Consider the following 24352-nt stretch of genomic DNA (forward strand, 5'->3'; position numbering starts at 1 on the left):
GAAAATACCAAAGCATTTATATAAATTATGACATCAACTATTGAATGCAAAAATTTTCTTAGAAGTTTACAACTTTTGAATCTTCTTATAAAAATAGGAGTTCAAAATTTAATACTATGTCCTGGTAGTAGATCAGCACCTTTAGCAATAGCTGCTGGAGAATTAAATAAATTAGGACTGGTAAATATTTTTAATTCAATAGATGAGAGATCTGCAGGATTCCACTCTCTTGGAATTTCTGCTGCATCAGGTAATCTTTCTTTAGTAATTACCACTTCTGGGACTGCCGTAAGTAACTTATTGCCAGCAGCAGTTGAGGCAGACCGATCTTGTAAAGGTATTATATTTCTTACTGCTGATAGACCCTTAAAATTAAAAGATTGTGGCGCTAATCAAACAGTAAATCAAGAAGATTTTTTGAGTTCAGTCTGCAGAAGAGTTTTAAGTACAAATCTAAATGGACTTCATGAAACACAAGAAAATGAAATTTTAAATTTAGTTCGAATTACTGAGAAACAAATATCAAGCTTCCCTGGCCCTATTCATTTAAATATTCCTATTGATAAGCCTTTAGGTATTTCATTTTTGAATAAAAAAAATGTTTTAGAGGTTTTTGAGAGAATTTATTTAAAGAAAAAATACATATTTCAGGAGGTTGAAATAAAGTCTGATAAAAACAAATTCTTAGAAGTTTCAAAAAGTTTAAATTTAGATGAATCCGGCATTATTTTGGTAGGTCCCTATCAAGGTTCAATAAATGATTTAACTTCTTTCAATAAATCTTTAGAGCAATTACAAGAAATTACTGGTTGGCCAGTATTTGCTGATCCTGTTTCCGGCGTTTGTTCTGATTTGAGAGGTTTAGTTGTTAATTGGGAATTAGTCTTAAGAAAAAATAAGAATTTAGTAAATTGTCATCAGCTTTTGAGGCTTGGCCCTATGTCATCCTCAATTGATTTGGAGAAGTTTTTAACAACCTTCGATGGGATACAAATTCTGATAAAAGAAAAAAACTTCAGAAAATTGGATCCTATAAAAAAATCATTTGAATATGATTTTGGGCTATCAAATTTTACTAATTTATTGTTAGAAGAATTATCAATTAATGAAAAAAACAAAAAGTCTCTTACTCCGATGGCTCTAGATTTAATAGAGGAAGGAGAGCAGATAAAAGAAATTTTAAAAGAGAAAATTACTCAAGATAATCAAATTACTGAGTATATGATTGCAAATATTGTTCCAAAACTTTGGCCAGCTGAAAATCCTATAATGCTCTCTGCGAGTAGCCCGATTAGAGATTGGCTTACATTTTCTGAGAATGGTACTTTAACAAGAAATTGTTTCAGCTTTAGAGGAGCTTCCGGCATAGACGGTACTTTATCTCTTGCATTAGGTATTTCTAGAATTAAAAAGCCTCTACTTCTTGTGACTGGAGATTTGGCTTTTATTCATGATATAAACGGTTGGCTGATTGAAAATTCAATCGACACGAATTTAACAATTCTTTTGATAAACAATAATGGCGGAAATATATTTAATCGTATTTATAAAAAAAATTTAAAAGAAGAGGAATTAAAAAAACTTTTTCTCATGCCAAAAGAAATAAACTGGTCAAAACTCGCAGAGGCCTATCAAGTAAACTTTAAGAGTGTGGCAAATTTTAAAAAATTACGAGAGGCATTCGATTGGAGCATTTCTATCAAGAAATCTGTAATAATTAAAGTTGATATTGATCCAGAAAGTGAAATTTGTGAAAAAAATGCTCTGCTAGAAAAAATAATTGGCAGTTAAATTTATCATTTTCTATTTTTGAATAATTTGGTTTCATGCAAGTATTACCCGGTAAAACAACTTTAAATTGGTCAGAATGCAAATCTTATGAAGATATATTGTTTCACAAATCAGATGAGGGAATTGCGAGAATTGCAATTAATCGGCCTGAAAAAAGAAATGCATTTAGGCCACAAACTATAGATGAACTCATTAACGCATTTAATATCGTAAAAAATGATGAAACTATTGGCGTAGTTCTCTTTACAGGGGCGGGTCCTGACAAGAAAGGTATCTATTCTTTTTGCTCTGGAGGTGATCAGAGCGTAAGAGGTGAAAATGGATATAAAAATGATGAAGGGAAGCAGAGATTAAATGTACTTGAACTTCAAAGATTAATAAGAAGTTTGCCAAAAGTGGTTATTGCCTTAGTTCCTGGTTTTGCAATTGGAGGAGGTCAGGTACTTCATTTAATTTGTGATCTCAGTATCGCCTCTGAAAATGCAATATTTGGTCAAACAGGTCCAAGAGTTGGTAGTTTTGATGCGGGTTTTGGATCTGGTTACTTAGCAAGACTTGTTGGTCAAAGAAAAGCAAAAGAAATTTGGTTTTTATGTAGAAAATATAATTCCAAAGAAGCTCTTAAGATGGGCTTGATAAATGCAATTACAAAGATTGAAGAATTAGAAGCTGAGGGTGTAATCTGGGCAAGAGAGATTTTACGAAATAGTCCAACTGCTATTCGTATTCTTAAAGCTTCATTCAATGCGGAGAATGATGGGATTGCGGGTATTCAAGAATTATCTGGATACACAACTCAATTATTCTATGCGACTGAAGAAGCTCAAGAAGGTAGAGATGCCTTTCTTGAAAAGCGTCCACCAGACTTTTCTGACTATAAGTGGACACCCTAGTTTATTTTTCAAAAGAACTTTTTAAATAGTTATCAATGAGAATTCTTCTTGCCGCTGCTGAATGTGCTCCAATGATCAAAGTTGGAGGTATGGGAGATGTGGTTGGTTCGTTACCTCCATCTTTGATAAAACTTGGTCACGATGTAAGGGTAATAATTCCAGGATATGGGAAATTGTGGAGCCTTTTAGAGGTTTCCAATGAACCACTCTTTAGAGCAAATACAATGGGCACTGATTTCGCCGTATATGAAGCAAAACATCCCATACATAATTATGTGATTTATCTAGTGGGTCATCCAACATTTGACTCTGACCAAATATACGGAGGCGAAAATGAGGACTGGCGCTTTACATTTTTTGCTAGTGCTACTGCAGAATTTGCCTGGAATTGTTGGAAACCTCAAGTTCTCCATTGCCACGATTGGCATACTGGAATGATCCCTGTTTGGATGCATCAGGACCCCGAAATTAGCACTGTCTTCACAATTCATAATTTAAAATACCAAGGCCCTTGGAGATGGAAACTTGAAAAAATGACTTGGTGTCCTTGGTATATGCATGGAGACCACACAATGGCTGCGGCAATGTTGTACGCAGATAGGGTCAATGCTGTTTCTCCGACTTATGCCGATGAAATTAAAACTCATGAATACGGGGAAAGCCTTGAAGGATTACTTAATTACATTTCAGGTAAATTAAGGGGAATTCTTAATGGCATAGATCTTGATGAATGGAATCCAGCCAAGGATCCAGTTTTGCCTGCAAAATTTAGCATTAAGAATTTAGAAAATAGGCTAGAAAATAAAAAAATTCTGCAGAGAGAAATGGGTCTCGAAGTTAATCCTAAAAAATATCTTTTAGGAATGGTCAGTAGGTTAGTTGATCAGAAAGGGGTTGACTTACTTCTACAAGTTTCAAGAAGACTTTTAGCATATACAGATTCGCAAATAGTTGTTTTAGGGACTGGAGATAGATATTTAGAGTCGGGATTATGGCAACTTGCATTAGATTACCCAGGAAGATTTTCTGTATTTCTTACCTATGATGATTCTTTATCAAGACTTATATATGGTGGCTCTGATGCATTTTTAATGCCAAGTAGATTCGAACCTTGTGGCATTAGTCAACTACTTGCCATGAGATATGGTTCTATTCCAATAGTAAGGCGAGTAGGAGGTTTGGTTGATACAGTTTTACCTTATGACCCAGAAAATAATAGTGGCACAGGTTTTTGCTTCGATCGCTTTGAACCTATAGATTTCTATACATCTTTAGTAAGATCTTGGGAGGCCTTTAGGCATAAAGATAGTTGGAAATTGTTGCAAAAAAGAGCAATGAGTCAAGAGTTTAGTTGGCAAAGATCCGCGCTCGAATACGAAATTATGTACAAAGATGTTTGTGGAATAAAAGAACCATCTCCAGATTTTGCTGAAGTTGAAAAATTTTCTTACGGACAATCGGCTGATCCATCTTTAAAAAAAGTATGACTTAATTTTTTAATGGAATTCTCTTTATCAGAATTAAGCAATGTTTTGGGGGATATTAAAAATCTTAGTGTAGGGAAAAGAGATCTTTTTTATTTTAAAAATATAAGTATTGATAGTAGAACTTTATTAAAAAATGATCTTTTTATAGCTATAAAAGGTAAAAATTTTGACGGACATAGTTTTCTTCCAGATGTTTTAGATAAAGGAGTTAAATCAGTAGTAATTAAAAAAGGGATGCAGAGCTTACTTCCTAGTAATTTTCCTTATTGGGTTGTAAATGACACATTAGAAGCATTTCAAAAATTAGCATTGCTAAAAAGAAAAAAATTAAATATCCCTGTTGTCGCAATAACTGGTTCAGTGGGTAAAACAACAACAAAAGAAATGATTGGTGGAGTTTTAAATAAACTTGGAAGAATTAAATTATCTCATGCAAATTTTAATAATGAGATTGGAGTTGGCCTTACTATTCTTGCTACAGATATAGAAGATAAAGCTTTAGTTCTTGAGATGGGGATGAGAGGTCTTGGACAGATCGAGAATTTATCTAGATATAGTGAACCCGATATTGCAGTTATTACTAACATTGGCACAGCTCATATTGGATTGTTAGGTTCAAAAAAAAATATTACTTATGCAAAGTGTGAAATTAGTAAGTTCTTAAATCCCGAAGGAGTTGTAATAATTCCAGCAAATGATCTTTTCCTAGAAAAAACTTTAAAAGAATTTTGGAAAGGTAGAGTTATAAAAGTAAAACTATTAAATATAGAAAATCAAAACGAGAGTTTCAAGAAAGATGATAATTTGCGAGGATTTTATAATCCTTCGAATAAAACAATTTTAATTGAAGAAAATATCTTTGAAATTTCACTTGAGGGATTTCACAATGCTTCTAATTTTTTGTTTGCTTATGCAGTTGCCAAAGAGATAGGCATAGATTTTGCAAGTTTTAATAAATTTGATTTTGCAATTTTAGGTGGAAGGAATAAAATTCTTAAATCAGTAAAAACGACAATATATGATGAATCATATAATGCTTCTCCAGAGTCAGTAAAAGCATGTATTAAAAACCTGATTGAAAAACCGAGAAATAAATTTTTCATATTTGGAAGTATGCAAGAATTGGGCGAAGAATCTGAAAAATATCATAAAGAAATATTCAACTTAATAAATAATTCAGACATAGAAAAGTGTTTATTTATTTGCGATAAAAAAAATGAAAGAATTTACACTAAATATCTAAAAGATAAGAAAAAATTTATAGTTTTAAATAATATTAAAGATGTACCTAAAGAGATAAATAAATCCACAAAAGAAGGTGATTCTATTCTTATAAAAGGAAGCAGATGTTGGCAACTTGAAAAAATTATTGAATTAATCAATTAGATCAGGATTTCTTTCTTTCCCAATTTTCTATATTTACTTGCTTAGTTCTTGAGATTGCTAATGAATTATCTTTGGAGTCTTTTGTGATCACTGAACCAGCTCCAGTTGTAACTGATTCCCCGAGATTAATAGGGGCTACAAATACTGTATTTGCGCCAATACTGGAATTCTTCCCGATTTTTGTTTGATGTTTTTTCTGACCATCAAAATTTGCAGTAATAGTGCCTGCTCCAATATTTGTAGATCTTCCAATAATAGAATCGCCAATATAACTTAAATGGTTTACTTTAGATTCTTCCTGTAATTGACTATTTTTGATTTCAACAAAATTACCTATTTTGCTAAAGGAAGAAATATTTGAATTAGGTCTTATATGACTATAAGGGCCAATTTTTATATGATCCATTATCTGAGAGGAATAAACAGTAGAGTTTGAAATTTCACAATTTAATCCCACATTAGAATTCTCAATAAAAGTATTTGGTCCGATAATGCAATGACTATTAATTTTGGTATTTCCTCTTATATGTGTATTAGCCTCTATAATTACATCCTTACCAATTTCAGCTTCTTCACTAATTGAACAACTTGCTTTATTTATAAAAGTTACACCATTAAGCATATGCTTTTCTTTAATTAAATTCTGAATACTTTCTTCGCACTCTGATAGTTGAATTCTGTTATTAATTCCTTGAAGCTCTCCATTATCCTCTACCTCGAGGCTTAAGGAATTTTTTAGCAAAGAAATTGTATCTGTTAAGTAAATTTCTTTTTGATTATTATTGCTTTGTAAGGTATTAATTATTTCTGACAAGTTACTCCAGTTAAAACAGTAAACACCTGCATTAATTAATTGATTTTCTCTTTCTAGATCATTACAATCTTTTTCTTCAATAATTCTCTCTATAAAATCCCCATTCAAAAAAACTCTGCCATATCCATGAGGATTTGTTTTCTTTGTAGTAATTAAAGAAGCATCAGCATTTTTTGAATCGTGTAAATATAAAAGTCTTTTTAGGGTACTAGTCTTAATGAGTGGCACATCCCCGTTAAGTACCAAAAGTTTTCCTTCATTTTTTTTTACTTCTCTACAAAGTACCTGGATAGCATGACCGGTTCCTGATTGAGGTTCTTGAATAACAAAATGGATTTTTTTATCTTTTGGGATTGACTTTTGTACTTCTTTTGATTTGTGCCCTGTAATTACGAAAATTTGATCAGGTTTTAATTCGACACATGAATCAATTACTCTTTGTAAAAGACTTTTGCCAGAAATTTTATGTAAAACTTTTGGCAATGAGCTTTCCATCCTAGTACCTTTGCCTGCCGCTAATATCGCAACACTTAACATGTTTATTTGAAATCCTTATTTAAATTTAACTCTTAACGGATAAATTCGTCATTCCCCACTTCTTTCTCCATTTATTTGTGGATAATAGATTTGAGAATAATTGCTCATCTAATCTTCTCTTAATTATATCGTCTTTGCTTGAGTTTAAATCTAGATCTCTATAAGGAACACTAGCTTTAGTTAAGAGATGTTCCTCCTCCATTAAGGTTAACTTTTCAAAATTGAAATTAGGTTTAAATTTATTCTTATCAAATTTTGATATTGCGACAGTTCCCTGACTCCAAAAAGTTCTGTTTTTAAAACTTGGCTTAATACTAAAAATTTCTAATCCAAGATTTCTTAAAGTTTTTCTTACTGCCGCTGAAGAAGAATAAGTTATTAAATAACCCTGAGAATTAAGTTTTTCTATTACTTTTGATAAAAATTCAATTGTCCATAATTGTGGGCATTTTTGAGGAGAAAAACCATCTAAATAAATCAGATCGAATTTAATAGATGAAGGAATAATGTTGATTTTTTCTCTAGCATCCCCCCACAAAACACTGCATTTAAAAAATTGATCCTCAAAGTAATCTTTTCGATACATTGATTCAAATATTGTTTTGACTTTTGGAGCCCATAATTTAAGGAAAGCTTCATTCCTAAGGGAATATTCAAGAGGCTTTTTATCAATCTCCAATGCATACAAGTTCAAATACGATTTTTGTTTGATTAATTCATCTAATAAAGAAGCGGAATTGTATCCTAAGCCAAAACATATATCCAAAACATTTAGAGATTTACCCTTAAATCTTTCCAAATGAGAAGTAGATGTAAACTTTAACTTTGTTTCCTCCAATGCGCCCAATAAACTATGGAAGTTCTCTTGAAAAAAGACACTTCTTAAAGAGTAACTTCCATCTTTAGTTAAAACTTCTATTAATTCTGACAAAAACTTTTAAGGCTAGTTAGTTAGTTTGGCAAGCTCTTCCCAAAAAGTGGGATACGAGACGCTAGCTGCATCAGCCCTCATGATTTTTGAGGTACCTATGGCAAGAAGTGAAGCAATAGCAAGACTCATTGCTACTCGATGATCTGTCTCACTGTCTACCTCCGCAGAATGAAATTTTGATTGCCCATTAATAATTAAGCCATCCTCTTTTTCTATTATTTCAGCACCGAATTTTTGTAACTGTCGTGCCATGACTTTTAATCGATCTGTCTCCTTAACTCTTAATTCTTGTGCATCCTTAATTTCAGAAACTCCGTTACAAAAACAGGCAGCCACAGTAAGGATAGGAATTTCATCTATAAGTTTTGGGAGAATATCTCCTTCAATAGTGAATGATCTTAAATTATTTGAAGTCTTTACTTTTATAGATCCAATAGGTTCACCTGCAATAGTCGATTTATCTAAAATCTCATAATTGCACCCCATTGAATTCATTACATTTAAAATCCCTGTTCTAGTAGGATTTAGTCCTACATTCTGAATTAAAACCTCTGAATTTGGAACAATAGATGCAGCAATCATCCAAAAAGAAGCAGAGCTTATGTCTCCAGGAATCAATATTCTCTGGCCAATTAAGTTACCCCCTGACTTGATAACTACATTCCTTCCTAATTCTCCTCTGATACTGATGTCTGCTCCAAATGCTTTTAACATTCTTTCAGTATGATCTCTTGAAGATGCTGGTTCAATAACTGAAGTGGTTCCAGAAGCTTTTAGTCCTGCCAATAAGATTGCGGATTTTACCTGAGCGCTCGCTACTGGAGTTCCAATCACACATCCTTTTAGTTTATTCCCATCAATTGAGATTGGAGCTTTGTTTCCTTTCTCTCTACCAAAAATTTTGCCACCCATTAAAGATAATGGTTTACCCACTCTCCCCATTGGCCTTTCATTAAGAGAAATGTCACCTGTTAAGATAAAATTTTTCCCTTCTTGACCAGCAAGTAACCCCATTAATAATCTCATGGTGGTTCCCGAATTCCCACAATTTAGAATTTCATTGGGCTCTTTTAATCCATCAAGACCCAATCCTGAAATCGTAAAAGGCTCATTTTTTTTTATTTCTGGTATATCTACACCTAATTTTCTAAGACAATCAGCAGTTGAAAGTGGATCTTCAGAATGTAAAAAACCCTCAATAGTCGTCTCACCCTTAGCAATACTTCCTATTATTAAAGCTCTATGAGAAATAGATTTATCTCCAGGTACTTTTACTTTTCCTTTTAAATTAACTCCACCTTTTATTGTGCGGATATTATTCATTTTCAAATTTAATACTTGATAAGATTTCTGTAAAAACAAATTATTTATATATTATCAATAAGTTTGTTTTTAAAAAAAAAATAATCAAATTAAGTAACTGTTTTCTATAATAAAAAAAAAAGGATCTGATTATTAATCTTACTTATTATCACGTTGCAAGAGAGGTTCCAGAAATAAGTCCAGACATTGCTGTGGTCATTGATGTTCTAAGAGCTACAACCACAATTTCTTGGGCTTTAAAGAATGGAGCTGATTCAATACAAGTTTTTGCTGATTTAGATTTACTAAAAGAATCTGCAATAAAGTGGCAAGCTGAAAAGAGACTGATGCTTGGAGAGAGAGGCGGAAAGAAAATTGAGGGCTTTGATTTGGGAAATTCTCCTTTATCAGTCACAAATAAAGTTGTTAATGGTAAAAGACTATTTATGAGCACGACTAATGGGACGAAATCATTGCAAAAAGTTCAAAATGCTAAGCATTTATTTGCTATGGGTCTCCCAAATAGGAAAGCAGTTGCCGAAAAAATCATTTCATTAAAAAGTGAAAATGTTTTAATACTTGGAAGTGGTTGGGAAGGCTCTTATTCTCTTGAGGATTCTTTAGCTGCTGGTGCTTTGGCCTCATACCTTAAACAGAACTGTGATTTCGAAATTAACATTCTGAATGACGAATTATACGCTGCTTTGGCACTTTGGAATTTTTGGAAAAATGATATTTTGAAATGTCTAAAAACAGCAACCCATGGCAAAAGATTGACAAGTCTTGGAGATTATGAGGATGATTTTAAATGTTGCTCTGAACTTGATTGCTTAGATATTGTTCCAGCTCAAGTTGAAAGAGGTGTAATTCGTGCCTCATGATTTACGAATTGGTTCATTAGGAGTAAAGTCTTGACTGATTTTTTGGTAGCTGCATTGCAAATTACGAGTACTTCAAATGTTGATGCAAATTTTATTGAAGCAGAAGAACAGATTGAATTAGCTGCTAGAAGAGGTGCTGAGTTAATAGGATTGCCTGAAAATTTTGCTTTTTTAGGAGGAGATGATGAAAAACTGAGATTAGCTTCTGAATTGTCAGAGAAGTGTGCAAATTTTCTAAAAACCATGTCACAAAGATATCAAGTATTTCTTCTTGGAGGAGGTTACCCCGTTCCTGCAGGTGATGACAGTCATACTTTTAATAGGTCGGCACTTTTTGGGAAGGACGGACAGATTTTGGCAAAATACGACAAGATTCACTTATTTGATGTTGATTTGCCAGATGGAAATTTATATAAGGAATCAACCACTATTTTATCTGGGGAGGAGTATCCACCCGTTATAGATGTCCCGGGTTTATGCAAAGTAGGATTATCGATTTGTTACGACGTTAGATTTCCTGAACTATATAGATATTTGTCTTCGAATGGTGCAGAGCTAATTATGATTCCTGCAGCTTTTACAGCATTTACTGGAAAAGATCATTGGCAAATCCTATTACAAGCAAGAGCAATTGAGAATACAGCATACGTAGTTGCTCCAGCTCAAACTGGGATTCATTATGGGAGGAGACAAAGTCATGGCCATGCAATGGTAATTGATCCATGGGGTACAGTTTTATCTGATGCAGGAAAAACTCAGGGAGCTGCAATAGCACCTGCTGATAAAGAAAGAGTAAAGAAAATCAGGGAGCAAATGCCAAGCCTTAAACATAGAAAAAACAAATTGTTTTCAAACTAATGATAAAGTTTTTAGATAATAAACTTTTTCGTTATTTATCAGTTTTTTTATTTTTAAATTCTTTAATCCTCCCAGTTAAATCTTCAAGTGCTCTTGCGGCATGGGCTATAAACACTAATGGGGTTTTAGAATTAAGAACTAAATCAAATACAAATTTAAAAGCATACTTTCAGAAGGCTAACCAAATAAATGGCGATAGATTCTGGGTGGATTTTCCAGGAGAATTAAAAAATCCCAGAACAATAAAAGGTAATGGCCCAATAAAAGAAATTAGATTAGGTAAACCAAATAAGGGTAAAACAAGACTAGTAATTGAATTTAAGAAAGGAACTTATTTGAAACCTTTGACTTGGAGATTGGTTGGCTTAGATAAAAATAGGTGGAGAATTAAACTATTTAAACCAAAATATACTTTTAAGAAGATTAGTGAAGGTCAAGTTGTTAAGAGAATAGGAAAAATTAAAGAGAATCAAAAATCAATTCATGAGAAGAAAAGTGATTATCATTACTTGAAATTACCAGATGTAAAACAAAATAAATATTCTGTTGTTATTGACCCAGGGCACGGAGGTCCTGATCCAGGAGCAATAGGTATTGGTGGTATTAGGGAAACAGATGTTGTACTTGAGGTTTCCAAAATAGTAAAAAATTTACTGTCTGAGAAAGGTGTCAAAGTAAGATTAACCAGAAAGAATGAAGTTGATTTGGATTTGCCTCCAAGAGTTTCCTTTGCTAACAAGATGGATGCAGATATCTTTGTGAGTATTCATGCAAATGCATCAAGAGGGAAAAGAAGGGATATTAATGGTTTGGAAACATTTTATTATAGAGGTTGGAGAGGTAGGTCACTCGCTAAAAAAATTCAAAAAGAAATTCTAAGAGTTTCTCCTGGGAGTCCTGATCGAGGTGTTAAACAAGGTAGATTTTATGTAATTAAAAATACTAGGATGCCTGCAGTTCTTGTTGAAATTGGATTTTTAACGGGGAGATTAGATGCAAGAAGATTAGAAAAAATAACGCACCGTAAAAGATTAGCTTATGCGATTACAAAAGGCATTCTTGAATATCTTTATAAAATAGGGTGAAGCTTAAAATAGGTATATTTGACAGTGGTATAGGTGGTTTTACTATCCTTAATTCTTTACTAAAAACACGTAAAGATGTAGAAGTTTTTTATTTGGCAGATACGAAAAGAATACCTTTTGGCAGCAAAAATTTTAAAGAGATAAGATTAATTGCAAAAGAGATTTGCAATTTTTTTGAAGATAAGAATTTGGATGCACTATTTGTAGCTTGTAACACTACAAATGCATGTGCACTTGATATCCTGGAAGGTAATTTAAATGTACCTTGTTTTGATCTTATAAACTCAGTATCAGAAATAGTTGATAAACAAATAATTGGAGTCCTAGCAACACAAACAACAGTTCGATCATCATATTATAAAAATGCCATAAATTCTAAAAAAGAGAATACGAAAATTTTTCAGCAAGAATGTCCAGAATTTGTACCAGAAATTGAAAAAGAAAAATTAAATCTTGATAAGTTAAATTATCTTTCAGATTTATACTTAAGACCACTTTTAAACAAAAATATTGAAGAATTAATACTTGGATGTAGTCACTACCCTTTAATTATTGACTTTTTAAGAAAAAAATTAGATTCAAATATAAAAATTATTGATCCATCGGTAGCATTAATAAAAAAATTTAATAAATCTTTTGCTATTCCAAAAACTGCCTGTTATGAGAGTCTTTCTTATGAAAATGTAGAATTCTTTGTTACTTCAGAAAAAGATGTATTTTTCAAAAAAGTAAAATTTTGGTTTGAAATTAATAAAGAAATTAGGTTAGTTAACCTCCGAAGCAATGTTTGATTTCTTAATATATAGTTGAGGTCAATCATGAACACAGTAACAGAACTACTACAACCAGTTGAAAATGATCTTGATGATCTAATTCTTGAACTGAAAAAATTAATTGGAGCTGGTCATCCAATTCTTCAAGCAGCTGCAGAACATCTTTTTAGTGCGGGGGGAAAAAGACTTAGACCAGGTATTGTCTTATTAATTTCAAAAGCAATATCTCCTGAGTTTAATCTAACTAGTAAACATAAAAGGCTTGCTGAGATTACTGAAATGATTCATACAGCATCATTAGTTCATGATGATGTTGTTGATGAGGCTTCTACAAGAAGAGGCGTAGATACAGTTCATAGCAGATTTAATACGAGAGTAGCTGTTTTGGCGGGTGATTTCTTATTTGCTCAAGCAAGTTGGCATCTTGCAAATCTTGATAATGTAAATGTAGTTAAATTACTTAGTAGGGTAATTATGGATTTAGCTGAAGGTGAAATTAAACAAAATCTAAATAGATTCGACTCTGCTCAATCGTTTTCAAAATACATTAATAAAAGCTATTGTAAAACTGCATCATTAATTGCAAATAGCTCTAAAGCAGCTGGAGTTTTAAGCGGTCTTAATGATGAAAACTTAACCTCTTTGTACGATTTTGGCAAAAATATTGGCTTAGCCTTTCAAGTTGTAGATGACATACTTGACTTTACTGGAAATGATAAACAACTCGGAAAACCTGCTGTAAGCGATCTTGCAAGTGGTTATCTTACTGCGCCAGTTTTATATGCCTTAGAAGAAAATAAGAAATTGTCTGTTCTTATAAACAGAGAACTTGCCGAAAAAAATGATTTAGATGACGCCCTAAGTATTATTATGAATTCTAAAGCTATCGAAAGTTCCAGAAAACTTGCTGAGGATTTCGCAATGCTTTCCAAAGAAGCTCTAGCTTGGCTCCCTGAATCGGAATATAAAAGGGCTTTAATGGCTCTTCCAGAATTTGTTCTAAGCCGAATTTATTAGAATCATTCAAATAAATTATTTCAACTAAATTAATATTAAAATTTTTGAAAAATATAAATTTTTCGACTAAGTTTATTTAGCATAGATTTATTTAATGTCATTAGATAAAAAAAATTCAATCAATAACATACTTGAAGAAAGTAGGATTTTCCCTCCATCAGAAGTATTTGCAGAAAACTCAAATATAAGTTCTCAAGAAGAATTATTAAGTCTAAAAAAACAAGCATCAGAAAATCCTATTCAATTTTGGGAATCTTTTGGAAAATCTGAATTAGATTGGTTTGAGCCATTTCAAACTGTATTAGATAGCAATAATGCACCTTTTTTTAAATGGTTTAAAGAAGGAAAACTCAATATTACATATAACTGCTTAGATAGACACATTAAAAGAGGGCTTGGAAGAAAGACTGCCCTTATATGGGAAGGTGAACCAGGAGATAGCAAAAAATATACTTATGAAGAACTTCTAAAAGAGGTATGTAAGGCAGCTAATGCATTAAAAGCAATAGGAGTAAAAAAAGGCGATTTGGTATGTATTTATTTGCCAATGATTCCTGAAGCGATGTTTGCAATGTTAGCTTGTGCGAGAATTGGTGCTCCTCATTCAGTTGTTTTTGGAGGATTTTCTTCAGAAGCTCTAAAAGATAGATTAATCGATGGAAATACCAGATTTGTTATTACTGCTGATGGTGGCTTTAGAAAAGATAAAGTGATTGAACTTAAGAAAGCAGTTGATGCGGCAATTGAAGGTGGGGCAGATAAAGTTGTTGAAAAAGTAGTTGTTGTTCAACGAACCAAAAAAAATATTTCGATGGTTGATCATAGAGATCTATGGTGGCACGAATTATTAAAAGATCAAAAAAATCATTGTGAACCAGAAATAATGAGTAGCGAAGATAGACTTTTTATTCTTTATACTTCGGGCTCTACTGGAAAGCCCAAAGGCGTAGTTCACACTACAGGTGGTTATAATCTTTGGTCCCATTTGACGTTTAAATGGATTTTTGATTTAAAAGATGACGATATCTACTGGTGCACTGCTGATGTTGGTTGGATTACTGGCCATAGTTATATAGTTTATGGGCCCTTATCTAATGGCGCTACAACTTTGATGTTTGAAGGAGTTCCAAGACCCTCTAATCTGGGGGCTTTTTGGGAAATTATTCAAAAATACAAGGTTTCAATTTTTTATACTGCTCCAACAGCAATAAGAGCATTTATGAAGTCTGGACGTGAGATCCCCGATAAATACAATTTAGAAAGTCTAAGACTATTGGGTACAGTTGGAGAACCAATTAATCCTGAGGCATGGATGTGGTACAGGGAGGTTATTGGTAAAAATAAATGCCCTATTGTTGATACTTGGTGGCAAACTGAGACTGGTGGCGTGATGATAAGTCCCTTGCCTGGAGTTGTTCCTACAAAGCCAGGTTCAGCTACTGTCCCTCTGCCAGGAATTGAAGTTGAAATCGTCGATAAGAATGGAGATAAGGTTAAGGAGAACGAGGGTGGCTACTTAATTATTAAGAAACCATGGCCAGGAATGATGAGAACAATTCACGGAAACTCAGAGAGATATTTGGAGAGTTATTGGGAATATATTTCCTTTAAAGGAGAAAAATATGTTTATTTTGCTGGAGATGGAGCACGCATTGATGAAGATGGATATATATGGATTATGGGAAGAGTTGATGATGTCATAAGTGTTTCAGGACATCGGTTAGGAACAATGGAAATAGAATCTGCTTTGGTAAGTCATAAATTAGTTGCAGAGTCTGCAGTCGTTGGCAAAAAAGATGATTTAAAAGGTGAAGTTATAGTTGCTTTTGTATCTCTTGAGAAAGACGTGAACAGCTCTTCAGAATTAGTAGAGAATTTAAAGAAACATGTTGTTAATGAAATTGGAATTATTGCAAAGCCTGAAAAAATTATAATTTCTGATTCTCTTCCGAAAACACGTAGTGGAAAAATTATGAGGCGAATTTTAAGATCTTTGGCTGCTGGAGAAAAAATTAATGGTGACATAAGCACGCTTGAAGATAGCTCTGTTTTGGAAAAGCTGAAAGAATTATCCTAATCAGATTCATCAATTAAATTGGAAATTTTTTTTATTGTAATTCTTTTGAATTCATCATCGGCCCAATCTCCCAAATAATTTTCTCTTAGTCCTGCGCTTGCAATTATAGTGTGTGTACCTTTTAACATTACACCCTTAGAATTATCTTCTTTTCTTGCTTTCAGGCAAGAAAATAATTTATCTGTTTGATCTAATTCGTCTGAATTGAATTTAATTAAAAAGTTATTTTTTTGATTATAAGTCTTTTCAATTATTCGAAGAGTTCTTTCAGGGCTTGGGCTGAATTCGCTATTGAAATCTAATTTTTGAGAAATTTTTTTCAATAATGGAATTGATTTGTTAGCACTGAAGTTATTAAAACTAATTGATATAAATTTTTCGCAATTTCTTCCACCATCAGGGGAAATTAGATGAAGTTTGCAGCCTAGGCTATGACCAATTCTTATTGAAGGAATTGATACTCCTATTCTCTTAGACAAAGATATTCGACAATTCTTGAAATCTCTCCATGCTTTAATAGCAAGTTGTTGATGATCAAATTGTGGAGTGTATTTATATGCATGTACTGCATAGTTTTTATTGATTAAACTCTCTATGAATCTTCTATAAGTAAAATCTGGTTTAGAAGCTAGATAACTTCCACCAATAAATTCCACAATTTTTTTAGGATTTGAAGGCCAATAACAAAAATTGTTAAATTGATATTTTGTAAAAGTCATATTTCATGAAATAAGAATGTTTCAAAAATTATTTTCTAATCTTGTTTCTTAATTTATATTAATTTAAGAGAAATTTTTATTAAATGCGTCAAGATAAATGAAAGTGTTTTGAGCTAATTGGAACTATCTAACAAAAAAGAATTAAATCAATTGGATATTCTTCAGGATCAAATTGTAAGTTATCCCTCTGAAGAAAGTTTTGCAAATCAAAATAAAAAAATTGAAAAAATTTTAATTCTTGATACTGAAACAACAGGTTTAGACGAAAATAAAGATGAAGTGATAGAGATAGGTTGTATTTTGTTTGATGTATCTTTTAAGTGCGTGCTTTCGCAAGTTTCATTTTTATTACCAGTTAATAATAATGAAGCTGAATATGTTAATGGTATATCTGCTGAAGCAACTAATATCTCTCAACCATGGGAAGATGGATTGAATTTCTTTCTGAAACTAGTTGATTGTTCGGATTTCATTGTCGCGCATAATGTAGAGTTTGATAAGAAATGGTTTGGGAATGGAAGATTACCTAAAATTAATAAAAAATGGATATGCAGTTTGGAGGATATTAATTGGTCTTTTCAAAAATCACTAAAAAATAGACCATCCGTAACTGATCTAGCTTTATCTTTTTCAATACCAGTATGGAATTTACATAGAGCTTTATCTGATTGCTTTTACTTATCTGAGGTCTTCAAAAAATGCGATAATTTAGATGAACTTTTACTTAAAGCTACCGAACCAAGATTTTTATACAAGGCGCTTATTGGTTACGAAGATAGATCTTTAGCTAAAAATGCTGGGTTTAGATGGAATAGTCCTGTGCAAGGAGCTTGGTCAAGAAAATTAACTACTGATGAGGCAAAAAATCTTGATTTTAGAGTTGAGATTTTGAATTAATATTTATTTAATTTTTGACTAAGAAAATATTTAGTGCATCTTACAAGGCATCCATTTATTACCCATTTTATGTGCTCCAATACATCCGTAATTTGAAGCAGCCTTTTCAGCCTCTTCTTTAGTGTTAAATAGATCTGACATCAAATTTTCCTTATTTGAATTTGAAATTTGTTTGGAATGATTATGATAATCTTTATGAGAATTAGGTGAATACTCCCATATCCCCATAGTAGTAACACCGGCAGAGAAAATTCCCATCCCGACTACTGATAAATTGACTATTCCCATTGCGACTGCACCAAAAGAAAATACACCCATTGGGACTACCCCTATACTTATTACTCCCATTGGCACTATTCCTATTGAAACTATACCAAGAGGTGCTATTCCAAAAGCAATTTTTTTTGGTTTTGTGCCGCAATGTTGATTCTCTTTACTTTTATTAATTCCCAATAGTTTTTCTAAATGTTAAATTAAAATTGTCTCACAAAATAACCAATCAAAGATTAATTTCTAGATGAATTAAAAATTTTGAATTATTTTTTAGAACTTTGAATAACTTAAAAAACCTAAGAGGAACAGTAGACCTATTTCCTGATCAATTAATAAAGTGGCAAAACGTTGAAAAAATTTTATTAGAACAGCTTTCTAGAGCATCCATTAAAGAAATAAGAACACCAATATTGGAAATGACCGAACTATTTATAAGAGGAATTGGTGAGGGAACAGATGTTGTCAGTAAGGAAATGTATACATTTCTTGATAGGGGGGAGAGATCTTGCACTCTAAGACCTGAAGGAACAGCCTCAGTCGCACGAGCGTTAATACAAAATGGAATATCGTCTAATCCTCTTCAAAAACTTTGGTACATGGGTCCTATGTTTCGTTACGAAAGACCTCAAGCAGGCAGGCAAAGACAGTTTCATCAATTAGGTGTTGAGTTTATAGGACATGATTCAGTTAGAAGTGATATTGAAATTATTGCTTTAGCTTGGGATATCTTAGGTAAATTAGGAATAAAAGAACTCAATCTTGAAATAAATACGTTAGGTGATACTAATGACAGATCAAATTTTCAAAAATCTTTTTTAAAATGGTTAGAAACAAATAAAGATTCTCTAGATTTAGATTCTCAGAATAGAATTTCTAAAAACCCTTTGAGGATTTTGGATTCAAAGAATATTCAAACTAAAAAAGTTCTTGAAAATGCACCAAGATTATTTAATTTTTTATCTGAAAAAAGTCATAACAGATATTTAGACTTAAAAAGACAATTAGAGGTTTTAAAAATACCTTATGTGGAAAATTTTAATCTTGTAAGAGGTTTAGATTACTACACTCATACAGCTTTTGAAATTACTAGTGGAGCTCTGGGCTCCCAAGCTACAGTTTGCGGAGGAGGGAGATATGACGATTTAATAAAACAAATGGGAGGGCCAAAAACTCCTGCAATTGGTTTCGCTATTGGTTTAGAAAGATTAATTTTACTCGCAGGAAAAGAGCTTGAAATCCCAAGAAATACTGATATCTATATCATTAATCAAGGCTTAATTGCTGAATCATTAGCAATGGATTTATCTAGAAAATTAAGAAATTACGATTTGTTAGTTGAGTTAGATTTAAGCGGAGCCTCATTCTCTAAGCAATTTAAAAAGGCAAATAAACTTAAATCTAAAAGTATTATTGTTATTGGTGATGATGAGGCAGTTAATGGGGAATATATTATTAGGCTCTTTGATCAATCAGGTAATGGGAATGAAGAAGAGGTTATATCTTTTGAGAATGACATTAAATTAGAAAATTGGATAAACAATAACTTACTTGAAAAGTGATGTTCTTGAAGATAGTTATAATTTTTCTTTTTATATTTATTCTTTTTAATTTAAGGAATTTTCTTAAATTAAATAGAAAACAAAAAGTTTTTAATTCTAAAAAAATAACAACTTTCAATAAAAAGAATCTTAATAATTGGATGAATTTACCTAAAAAAGAAAGATATAACTTAACAAAACAAGATTCTCTTAACTACATGGATAAAAGAAAACTTTTATTAGACGAAATTAGGAATGAATATAAGAAAATATCTAGAAAAAATTCTGAGGGGAACATTAAGAAAAAATAATTATGGAAAATTACTGGACTTCTATTAAAACCATAAAAGGATTAAGACATTTTGTTTTAGTAAATGAGACTAAAGAAAAAGGAAATATTAGTTATTTAATGGTTTCTGTCCTTGATTCTGAAATTAACTTAAAAACTACTTATGAAGAATTAATAAATAGTGGAAATTGGTGGAAGGGTTGGATCAATCTTGCAAAGCATCAATCGATTACAGAAGAATACGTTAACTATAAATCCATCAATAAAGGAAATGGTATCGATGAGATATTCATTAATGAAGATTCTTTATTTAATATTTCTTAATTTGATATAAATCTTTCAAATCTCTTTTCTTTGTAAATACTAGGTTTTTTGTGACTTAATAATTATTTAAAAGTTTTACCCCTTTCAAAAAAATAAAATTAACGTTATCAAGGATTAATAATATTTACTTAATTCAATGTTAGGGGATATGTGGAGCTCATCTGAGTTGACCTCGGAAAAACTGGGAATAACTGAAATTAAACTTTCTTCTTTGCGTGAAAATGGAATACTCAAGCCTGGGATTCATTGGAAAAGCTCTCCACTTGGTCAGAAAAAACCTTGGAAACCCAAAGCGCTATACAATATAAAAATGTGCAGAGAAATAATTAATAAATTTTATTCTGAAGAAAACTATAATATTGCAGCCTAAGAATGACATATTATCCTGATTAATTTTGAAAAATATATAAAATATTTATTCGATTAGATTCTCATCCTTACACTCAATAAGAGTGTTTTGCAAAGTTGGATATAAATTAATCATATTTATATATTGTTTCGATTTTCTGTAAGATTTTGCAGCCTTTTTGTAATGAACTTCAGATTTCATTTCTAGTGAAAATTTTCTAGAAGACTCTTGAGAAGTAGTCATAATATTAGATGTCTTATTCCATATTTAATAATTGTTTGAAAATGAGGCAATAACCTCCACGGTGTAATGAAACAAAACATCGTTTAATGTCAGCAAAATGAAATTTATTTAACTTATTTGAATTTAAAAATACTGGTTTATTTGATAGAACTTATATCTCTGAGAATAATTTTTCTTCATTAAATCTACCTTCTTTACTCTTGTCTTGCCCTACGAAAAATTTTTGTTTAGTAATAGTTAGGATTACTAACCTTTACAATTTTGTTATGAATTCAACTCTTTGGTGAAATATAAAGTATTCTCAAAACGTTTAAGCTAATCAATTCCTAAATGCAAACCTATGGAAATCCAGATACTACCTATGGATGGTGGGCTGGTAATTCAGGTGTAGCAAATCGCTCAGGAAAATTCATTGCTGCTCATGTAGCTCATGCAGGATTAATTGTTTTCTGGGCGGGTGCATTCACCCTTTTTGAACTTTCACGATTTGACCCAAGTGTCCCAATGGGTCATCAACCTCTAATCGTTCTTCCTCACTTAGCAACTCTTGGAATAGGGTTTGATGCTAATGGTGTTGCTATGGGAGATACTAAACCTGTTCTAGCGATAGCAATAGTTCACTTAGTTTCTTCTATGGTTTTAGCAGCCGGAGGACTTTTACACTCTTTACTTCTTCCTGGAAATCTAGAAGATTCTGATGTAGCAAGAGCTAGAAAATTCAATATTGAATGGGATAATCCAGACAAATTGACATTTATTCTTGGTCACCATTTAATTATTCTTGGTTTCGCAGTTATCGCTTTTGTTGAATGGGCAAGGGTGCATGGAATTTATGATCCAGCTATTGGTTCTGTTAGACAGGTTGAGTATGAATTAAATTTGGCCAAAATTTGGAATCACCAAACAGACTTTTTGACTATTGATAGCCTTGAAGAAGTAATGGGAGGCCATGCTTTTCTTGCTTTCGTTGAGATCACTGGTGGTGCTTGGCATATTGCTACTAAGCAAGTTGGTGAATATACCAAATTTAAAGGTAAAGGACTTCTCTCTGCAGAAGCTGTCCTCTCATGGTCACTAGCTGGAATAGGCTGGATGGCTATTATTGCAGCCTTCTGGAGTGCAGCTAACACAACAGTTTATCCAACTGAATTCTTTGGTGAACCACTTGAATTGAAGTTTAGTATTTCTCCTTATTGGGTAGATACTGTTGATCTTCCTGATGGTGAGTACACTTCAAGGGCATGGTTAGCTAATGTTCATTACTATTTTGGATTCTTCTTTATTCAAGGTCATCTATGGCACGCTTTAAGAGCACTAGGCTTTGATTTCAAGAGAGTTACAAATGCTATCAGTAATATTGATAGTGCTACAGTTACTCTTAAAGATTAATTTTCAAAATTTCTTACCAATATCAAAAGGCTCCTCTTATCGGAGCCTTTTTTATTTGAAAAATTTTGTTTATTAATTTAGATTTAGAATTATATGTTTTTGAAATCATTGAATATTTTTTCGATACAGAATAAAGATATTTTTTCAAATTCTCTATTGATAAGTTTTTTTGGATTGTTAATTATATTTTTTTTGTTGATTTTTGGAAGGAAATTTAAACTAGCTGTTCAACTCGAGAGATTTGGATTGCCGATAGCAGTCATATCAGGAATTTTAGGTATATCTATAGGCCCATTTGGTGCGATACACTTTTTACCAAAAGAAACAATAAATGTTTGGAGTAATTTTCCTACTCCTCTTTTATCATTAGTCTTCGCAACTTTAATGATGGGAAGACCTATACCGAATATAAATGGTTTAGTTAAACCGATTTTTAATCAATTTCTATTAGCTCTTTCACTAGGTTTCGGACAATTTTTTGTCGGTGGCCTTGTTGTTAAATATTTTCTGCCTCCATCTATGGACGCAAATCCTCTAATGGGTTGTTTAATAGAGGTAGGTTTTGAGGGCGGTCATGGAGCTGCATCAATAATCGGTGAAAGTTTTAATAAACTAGGTTTCCCAAATGGTTTAGATCTTGGTTTGGCTATGGCAACAATGGGTCTTTTATCCTCTTCAATATTGGGTAGTATATTCATCTTCCTTGGAAGAACTTTAGGTCTTTCAGATACTGAGGAAATTCTTGAACAAAAAGATACTCTAAAGGGAAAAAATAAGACAGGAATTTTTGCAGACTTAAGAATTTTTATAATAAATATTGGCTTTTCTGGTTTGGCAATTTCTTTTGGTATTTTGCTACTTAAATTTTTAAGGTATATTTCAAGTTCTTTGGGAGATTTTTCGAAGGAAATTATTTTTTCACTACCAGTATTCCCTTTTATCCTTATAGGTTCGCTCCTTATAAGATATATTTTAGAGAAAACCAAAAATACAGAATTTATTTCAAATATTCTACAAAGGGAGATTGGTATTTTATCCACAGATTTGTTGATTTTTACAGCTATGGCGAGTTTAGATATCGCAGTTGTTTTTGATAATTGGATACTTATTTTAGTGTTTACTATTTTCGGTTTATTTTGGAATTTAATCTGTATTGCTTATTTCGCATACTTTATTTTTGATGATTATTGGTTTGAAAAAAGCTTGATAGAGTTTGGGAATTCTACAGGTGTAGTTGCTTCTGGGTTACTTCTTTTAAGGCTTGCAGATCCTAAAAATATTTCTAAGACTTTACCAATTTTTACGTCAAAACAGCTTTTCGCTCAGTTAATTCTTTCTGGGGGACTATTTACAGTTCTTGCACCATTAATGATTTCTAAAATTGGGTTAGATTATTGGACAGAAATTTGTGCCCTAATTACATTCGCAATTCTTTTTATTGCATTGATTTTTAATAAAATTGAGATGAGAAAGTTTCAATAAGAACCCTAGAATAGTATCAGCCTAAATTTTATTTTAATGTCATTTACTCCCTACGATATTCCACCTCAAGAAAATAAAGGAAAGTGGTTTAGGAGTCATTTACTCGGAAGGGAAATCGAACTAGGAGAATTGTATAGTCTTGGATCAAATGATTTAGATTTGCTAATGGCAGAGACTGCAGAAATTAGAAGCGATCTTGATTTTAAGGAAAAAAATATTGGAAAATTTAGGACAGCAGGATATTTTTTGGAGTTAGCAAGAATAATTGAAAGAAGGAAGTTGTTAGAAAGTTAATTAAAAGGAAAATAATTCTTTCTATAATTTGGTTCCCATAATTCGTATTTATACATTAAGGATTTAAATTCTGTATTTTTCTCAAATGAATCTAACCAGTTTTTTATCGAGGGTTCAAAATAATTTATCCTTTTTTGACTTTCACAAGCGATTCTAAATTGTCTTACAAAAGGCCAAATAGACCAATCAGCGATTGTGGGGCTATCTCCAAAAAAATATTTGTTTTCTGCAAGTAAATCGTTCCATCTCTTTATAAATTTAATAGCATTTGTGAAATGAAATTCTTCATCGCTATCTTTATATCTTGTGGCATATTTAAATCGATCTAAATGATATTTAAAAACGTTATCGTTTTCGTTAATTATTTCAAAAATATCTTCCTTTTTGTTCTCAGGAAAATAAATTAATTTGATGTTTTCCTTTTTCGACTCTGAGAGGGCCCAAAGTATGATTTCAAGACTTTCTTCAATAACTTCACTATTTTTTTTTATAAGAATTGGAACCGTTTTCGTCTTTGAATTATTTAAAAAATCTAGAGGTTTATTTTTTAAATCAATTTCTCTTATCTCTACTTTTATTTCGCAAATTAACAGGGCCCATCTAGCACGAATTGCATATGGACATCTTCGAAAAGAATATAAAATATCGTTTTTCATATTGTAAAAACTTTTAATTTCCCTAATTCTTTTAGTATTATCTAATTAGGAACAGTATTAATTTTAC

The 24352-nt window shown here is 31.9% G+C and carries 25 protein-coding genes; 18 read left to right on the top strand and 7 right to left on the bottom strand.

The window, feature by feature from the left end:
- The first annotated feature begins 27 nt into the window (after positions 1-27).
- From menD to HA148_RS03160, 4 genes are read left to right on the top strand one after another with little or no spacing between them, the layout of a single operon-like run.
- On the top strand, positions 28-1791 hold the full coding sequence (gene menD, locus HA148_RS03145) for a 2-succinyl-5-enolpyruvyl-6-hydroxy-3-cyclohexene-1-carboxylic-acid synthase (protein ID WP_209130123.1): 1764 nt from the start codon (positions 28-30) through the stop codon (positions 1789-1791).
- Positions 1792-1826: 35 nt separating this feature from the next.
- Positions 1827-2684 carry a 1,4-dihydroxy-2-naphthoyl-CoA synthase gene (gene menB / locus HA148_RS03150; RefSeq protein ID WP_209130125.1) on the top strand — a complete coding sequence of 286 codons (858 nt, stop codon included), beginning with the start codon at positions 1827-1829 and terminating at the stop codon, positions 2682-2684.
- 35 nt (positions 2685-2719) lie between these two features.
- Complete coding sequence (gene glgA, locus HA148_RS03155; RefSeq protein WP_209130127.1) at positions 2720-4171, top strand: glycogen synthase GlgA; 1452 nt, start codon at positions 2720-2722, stop codon at positions 4169-4171.
- A 12-nt stretch (positions 4172-4183) separates the two neighbouring features.
- On the top strand, positions 4184-5557 hold the full coding sequence (locus HA148_RS03160; protein WP_209130129.1) for a UDP-N-acetylmuramoyl-tripeptide--D-alanyl-D-alanine ligase: 1374 nt from the start codon (positions 4184-4186) through the stop codon (positions 5555-5557).
- A 1-nt stretch (position 5558) separates the two neighbouring features.
- On the opposite strand, the gene glmU is transcribed toward HA148_RS03160, so the two are convergent.
- The 3 genes from glmU to aroA are packed head-to-tail and all read right to left on the bottom strand — an operon-like array spanning position 5559 to position 9168.
- Complete coding sequence (gene glmU, locus HA148_RS03165; RefSeq protein ID WP_209130131.1) at positions 5559-6908, bottom strand: bifunctional UDP-N-acetylglucosamine diphosphorylase/glucosamine-1-phosphate N-acetyltransferase GlmU; 1350 nt, start codon at positions 6906-6908, stop codon at positions 5559-5561.
- Between the two features lie 25 nt (positions 6909-6933).
- Positions 6934-7839 carry a tRNA (5-methylaminomethyl-2-thiouridine)(34)-methyltransferase MnmD gene (locus HA148_RS03170; protein ID WP_209130133.1) on the bottom strand — a complete coding sequence of 302 codons (906 nt, stop codon included), beginning with the start codon at positions 7837-7839 and terminating at the stop codon, positions 6934-6936.
- A gap of 12 nt (positions 7840-7851) precedes the next feature.
- On the bottom strand, positions 7852-9168 hold the full coding sequence (gene aroA, locus HA148_RS03175; RefSeq protein WP_209130135.1) for a 3-phosphoshikimate 1-carboxyvinyltransferase: 1317 nt from the start codon (positions 9166-9168) through the stop codon (positions 7852-7854).
- 125 nt (positions 9169-9293) lie between these two features.
- Here aroA and HA148_RS03180 point away from each other — a divergent pair, with 125 nt between their 5' ends.
- From HA148_RS03180 to acs, 6 genes are all read left to right on the top strand, one after another.
- Positions 9294-10022 carry a 2-phosphosulfolactate phosphatase family protein gene (locus HA148_RS03180; RefSeq protein ID WP_209130244.1) on the top strand — a complete coding sequence of 243 codons (729 nt, stop codon included), beginning with the start codon at positions 9294-9296 and terminating at the stop codon, positions 10020-10022.
- A 30-nt stretch (positions 10023-10052) separates the two neighbouring features.
- The gene (locus HA148_RS03185; RefSeq protein WP_209130137.1) at positions 10053-10880 is read left to right on the top strand and encodes a carbon-nitrogen hydrolase family protein; all 828 of its coding nucleotides are present in this window, start codon (positions 10053-10055) and stop codon (positions 10878-10880) included.
- Positions 10880-11965, top strand: a complete 1086-nt coding sequence (locus HA148_RS03190; RefSeq protein WP_209130139.1) for an N-acetylmuramoyl-L-alanine amidase — start codon at positions 10880-10882, stop codon at positions 11963-11965. The genes HA148_RS03185 and HA148_RS03190 overlap by 1 nt, the downstream gene beginning before the upstream one ends.
- Entirely contained in the window at positions 11962-12756 is a 795-nt protein-coding gene (gene murI, locus HA148_RS03195; RefSeq protein WP_209130141.1) for a glutamate racemase, read from the top strand. The genes HA148_RS03190 and murI overlap by 4 nt, the downstream gene beginning before the upstream one ends.
- A gap of 27 nt (positions 12757-12783) precedes the next feature.
- Positions 12784-13755 carry a solanesyl diphosphate synthase gene (gene sds, locus HA148_RS03200; RefSeq protein WP_209130143.1) on the top strand — a complete coding sequence of 324 codons (972 nt, stop codon included), beginning with the start codon at positions 12784-12786 and terminating at the stop codon, positions 13753-13755.
- A 94-nt stretch (positions 13756-13849) separates the two neighbouring features.
- Positions 13850-15832, top strand: coding sequence for an acetate--CoA ligase (gene acs, locus HA148_RS03205; RefSeq protein ID WP_209130145.1), 1983 nt, complete (start codon positions 13850-13852; stop codon positions 15830-15832).
- Here acs and HA148_RS03210 read toward each other — a convergent pair.
- Entirely contained in the window at positions 15829-16551 is a 723-nt protein-coding gene (locus HA148_RS03210) for a DUF1350 family protein (protein WP_209130147.1), read from the bottom strand. The genes acs and HA148_RS03210 overlap by 4 nt on opposite strands.
- A gap of 117 nt (positions 16552-16668) precedes the next feature.
- On the opposite strand from HA148_RS03210, the gene HA148_RS03215 reads away from it, so the two are divergent.
- On the top strand, positions 16669-17448 hold the full coding sequence (locus HA148_RS03215; protein ID WP_209130149.1) for a 3'-5' exonuclease: 780 nt from the start codon (positions 16669-16671) through the stop codon (positions 17446-17448).
- Positions 17449-17478: 30 nt separating this feature from the next.
- On the opposite strand, the gene HA148_RS03220 is transcribed toward HA148_RS03215, so the two are convergent.
- Positions 17479-17901, bottom strand: a complete 423-nt coding sequence (locus HA148_RS03220; protein ID WP_209130151.1) for a hypothetical protein — start codon at positions 17899-17901, stop codon at positions 17479-17481.
- Between the two features lie 98 nt (positions 17902-17999).
- Here HA148_RS03220 and hisS point away from each other — a divergent pair, with 98 nt between their 5' ends.
- From hisS to HA148_RS03240, 4 genes are all read left to right on the top strand, one after another.
- Positions 18000-19280 carry a histidine--tRNA ligase gene (gene hisS, locus HA148_RS03225; protein ID WP_209130153.1) on the top strand — a complete coding sequence of 427 codons (1281 nt, stop codon included), beginning with the start codon at positions 18000-18002 and terminating at the stop codon, positions 19278-19280.
- Between the two features lie 140 nt (positions 19281-19420).
- Positions 19421-19570, top strand: a complete 150-nt coding sequence (locus tag HA148_RS09565) for a hypothetical protein (protein WP_245151987.1) — start codon at positions 19421-19423, stop codon at positions 19568-19570.
- A 2-nt stretch (positions 19571-19572) separates the two neighbouring features.
- Positions 19573-19872 carry a TIGR02450 family Trp-rich protein gene (locus HA148_RS03235; protein ID WP_209130157.1) on the top strand — a complete coding sequence of 100 codons (300 nt, stop codon included), beginning with the start codon at positions 19573-19575 and terminating at the stop codon, positions 19870-19872.
- Between the two features lie 136 nt (positions 19873-20008).
- Positions 20009-20242, top strand: a complete 234-nt coding sequence (locus HA148_RS03240) for a hypothetical protein (protein ID WP_209130159.1) — start codon at positions 20009-20011, stop codon at positions 20240-20242.
- 45 nt (positions 20243-20287) lie between these two features.
- On the opposite strand, the gene HA148_RS03245 is transcribed toward HA148_RS03240, so the two are convergent.
- The gene (locus HA148_RS03245) at positions 20288-20464 is read right to left on the bottom strand and encodes a hypothetical protein (protein ID WP_167315821.1); all 177 of its coding nucleotides are present in this window, start codon (positions 20462-20464) and stop codon (positions 20288-20290) included.
- A 330-nt stretch (positions 20465-20794) separates the two neighbouring features.
- Between HA148_RS03245 and HA148_RS03250 the strand changes: the two genes are divergently transcribed.
- From HA148_RS03250 to HA148_RS03260, 3 genes are all read left to right on the top strand, one after another.
- Entirely contained in the window at positions 20795-21853 is a 1059-nt protein-coding gene (locus tag HA148_RS03250) for a chlorophyll a/b binding light-harvesting protein (RefSeq protein WP_011818131.1), read from the top strand.
- A gap of 93 nt (positions 21854-21946) precedes the next feature.
- Positions 21947-23335 carry a sodium:solute symporter gene (locus tag HA148_RS03255; RefSeq protein WP_209130161.1) on the top strand — a complete coding sequence of 463 codons (1389 nt, stop codon included), beginning with the start codon at positions 21947-21949 and terminating at the stop codon, positions 23333-23335.
- A 36-nt stretch (positions 23336-23371) separates the two neighbouring features.
- On the top strand, positions 23372-23629 hold the full coding sequence (locus HA148_RS03260) for a hypothetical protein (RefSeq protein ID WP_209130163.1): 258 nt from the start codon (positions 23372-23374) through the stop codon (positions 23627-23629).
- Here HA148_RS03260 and HA148_RS03265 read toward each other — a convergent pair.
- The gene (locus HA148_RS03265) at positions 23626-24285 is read right to left on the bottom strand and encodes a glutathione S-transferase (RefSeq protein WP_209130165.1); all 660 of its coding nucleotides are present in this window, start codon (positions 24283-24285) and stop codon (positions 23626-23628) included. The two genes, HA148_RS03260 and HA148_RS03265, sit on opposite strands and share 4 nt — an antisense overlap.
- Between the last annotated feature and the right edge of the window lie 67 nt (positions 24286-24352).

The sequence above is a fragment of the Prochlorococcus marinus XMU1405 genome, from assembly GCF_017696275.1.
In the GTDB taxonomy this organism is placed as follows: Bacteria; Cyanobacteriota; Cyanobacteriia; order PCC-6307; family Cyanobiaceae; genus Prochlorococcus_A; species Prochlorococcus_A marinus_AB.

Excerpts from the sequence above, each read along its gene's own strand:
- menD (WP_209130123.1), top strand. The coding sequence starts at position 28 with ATGACATCAACTATTGAATGCAAAAATTTTCTTAGAAGTTTACAACTT.
- menB (WP_209130125.1), top strand. The coding sequence starts at position 1,827 with ATGCAAGTATTACCCGGTAAAACAACTTTAAATTGGTCAGAATGCAAA.
- glgA (WP_209130127.1), top strand. The coding sequence starts at position 2,720 with ATGAGAATTCTTCTTGCCGCTGCTGAATGTGCTCCAATGATCAAAGTT.
- HA148_RS03160 (WP_209130129.1), top strand. The coding sequence starts at position 4,184 with ATGGAATTCTCTTTATCAGAATTAAGCAATGTTTTGGGGGATATTAAA.
- glmU (WP_209130131.1), bottom strand. The coding sequence starts at position 6,908 with ATGTTAAGTGTTGCGATATTAGCGGCAGGCAAAGGTACTAGGATGGAA.
- HA148_RS03190 (WP_209130139.1), top strand. The coding sequence starts at position 10,880 with ATGATAAAGTTTTTAGATAATAAACTTTTTCGTTATTTATCAGTTTTT.
- sds (WP_209130143.1), top strand. The coding sequence starts at position 12,784 with ATGAACACAGTAACAGAACTACTACAACCAGTTGAAAATGATCTTGAT.
- acs (WP_209130145.1), top strand. The coding sequence starts at position 13,850 with ATGTCATTAGATAAAAAAAATTCAATCAATAACATACTTGAAGAAAGT.
- HA148_RS03210 (WP_209130147.1), bottom strand. The coding sequence starts at position 16,551 with ATGACTTTTACAAAATATCAATTTAACAATTTTTGTTATTGGCCTTCA.
- HA148_RS09565 (WP_245151987.1), top strand. The coding sequence starts at position 19,421 with ATGAATTTACCTAAAAAAGAAAGATATAACTTAACAAAACAAGATTCT.
- HA148_RS03235 (WP_209130157.1), top strand. The coding sequence starts at position 19,573 with ATGGAAAATTACTGGACTTCTATTAAAACCATAAAAGGATTAAGACAT.
- HA148_RS03240 (WP_209130159.1), top strand. The coding sequence starts at position 20,009 with ATGTTAGGGGATATGTGGAGCTCATCTGAGTTGACCTCGGAAAAACTG.
- HA148_RS03245 (WP_167315821.1), bottom strand. The coding sequence starts at position 20,464 with ATGACTACTTCTCAAGAGTCTTCTAGAAAATTTTCACTAGAAATGAAA.
- HA148_RS03250 (WP_011818131.1), top strand. The coding sequence starts at position 20,795 with ATGCAAACCTATGGAAATCCAGATACTACCTATGGATGGTGGGCTGGT.
- HA148_RS03255 (WP_209130161.1), top strand. The coding sequence starts at position 21,947 with ATGTTTTTGAAATCATTGAATATTTTTTCGATACAGAATAAAGATATT.
- HA148_RS03260 (WP_209130163.1), top strand. The coding sequence starts at position 23,372 with ATGTCATTTACTCCCTACGATATTCCACCTCAAGAAAATAAAGGAAAG.
- HA148_RS03265 (WP_209130165.1), bottom strand. The coding sequence starts at position 24,285 with ATGAAAAACGATATTTTATATTCTTTTCGAAGATGTCCATATGCAATT.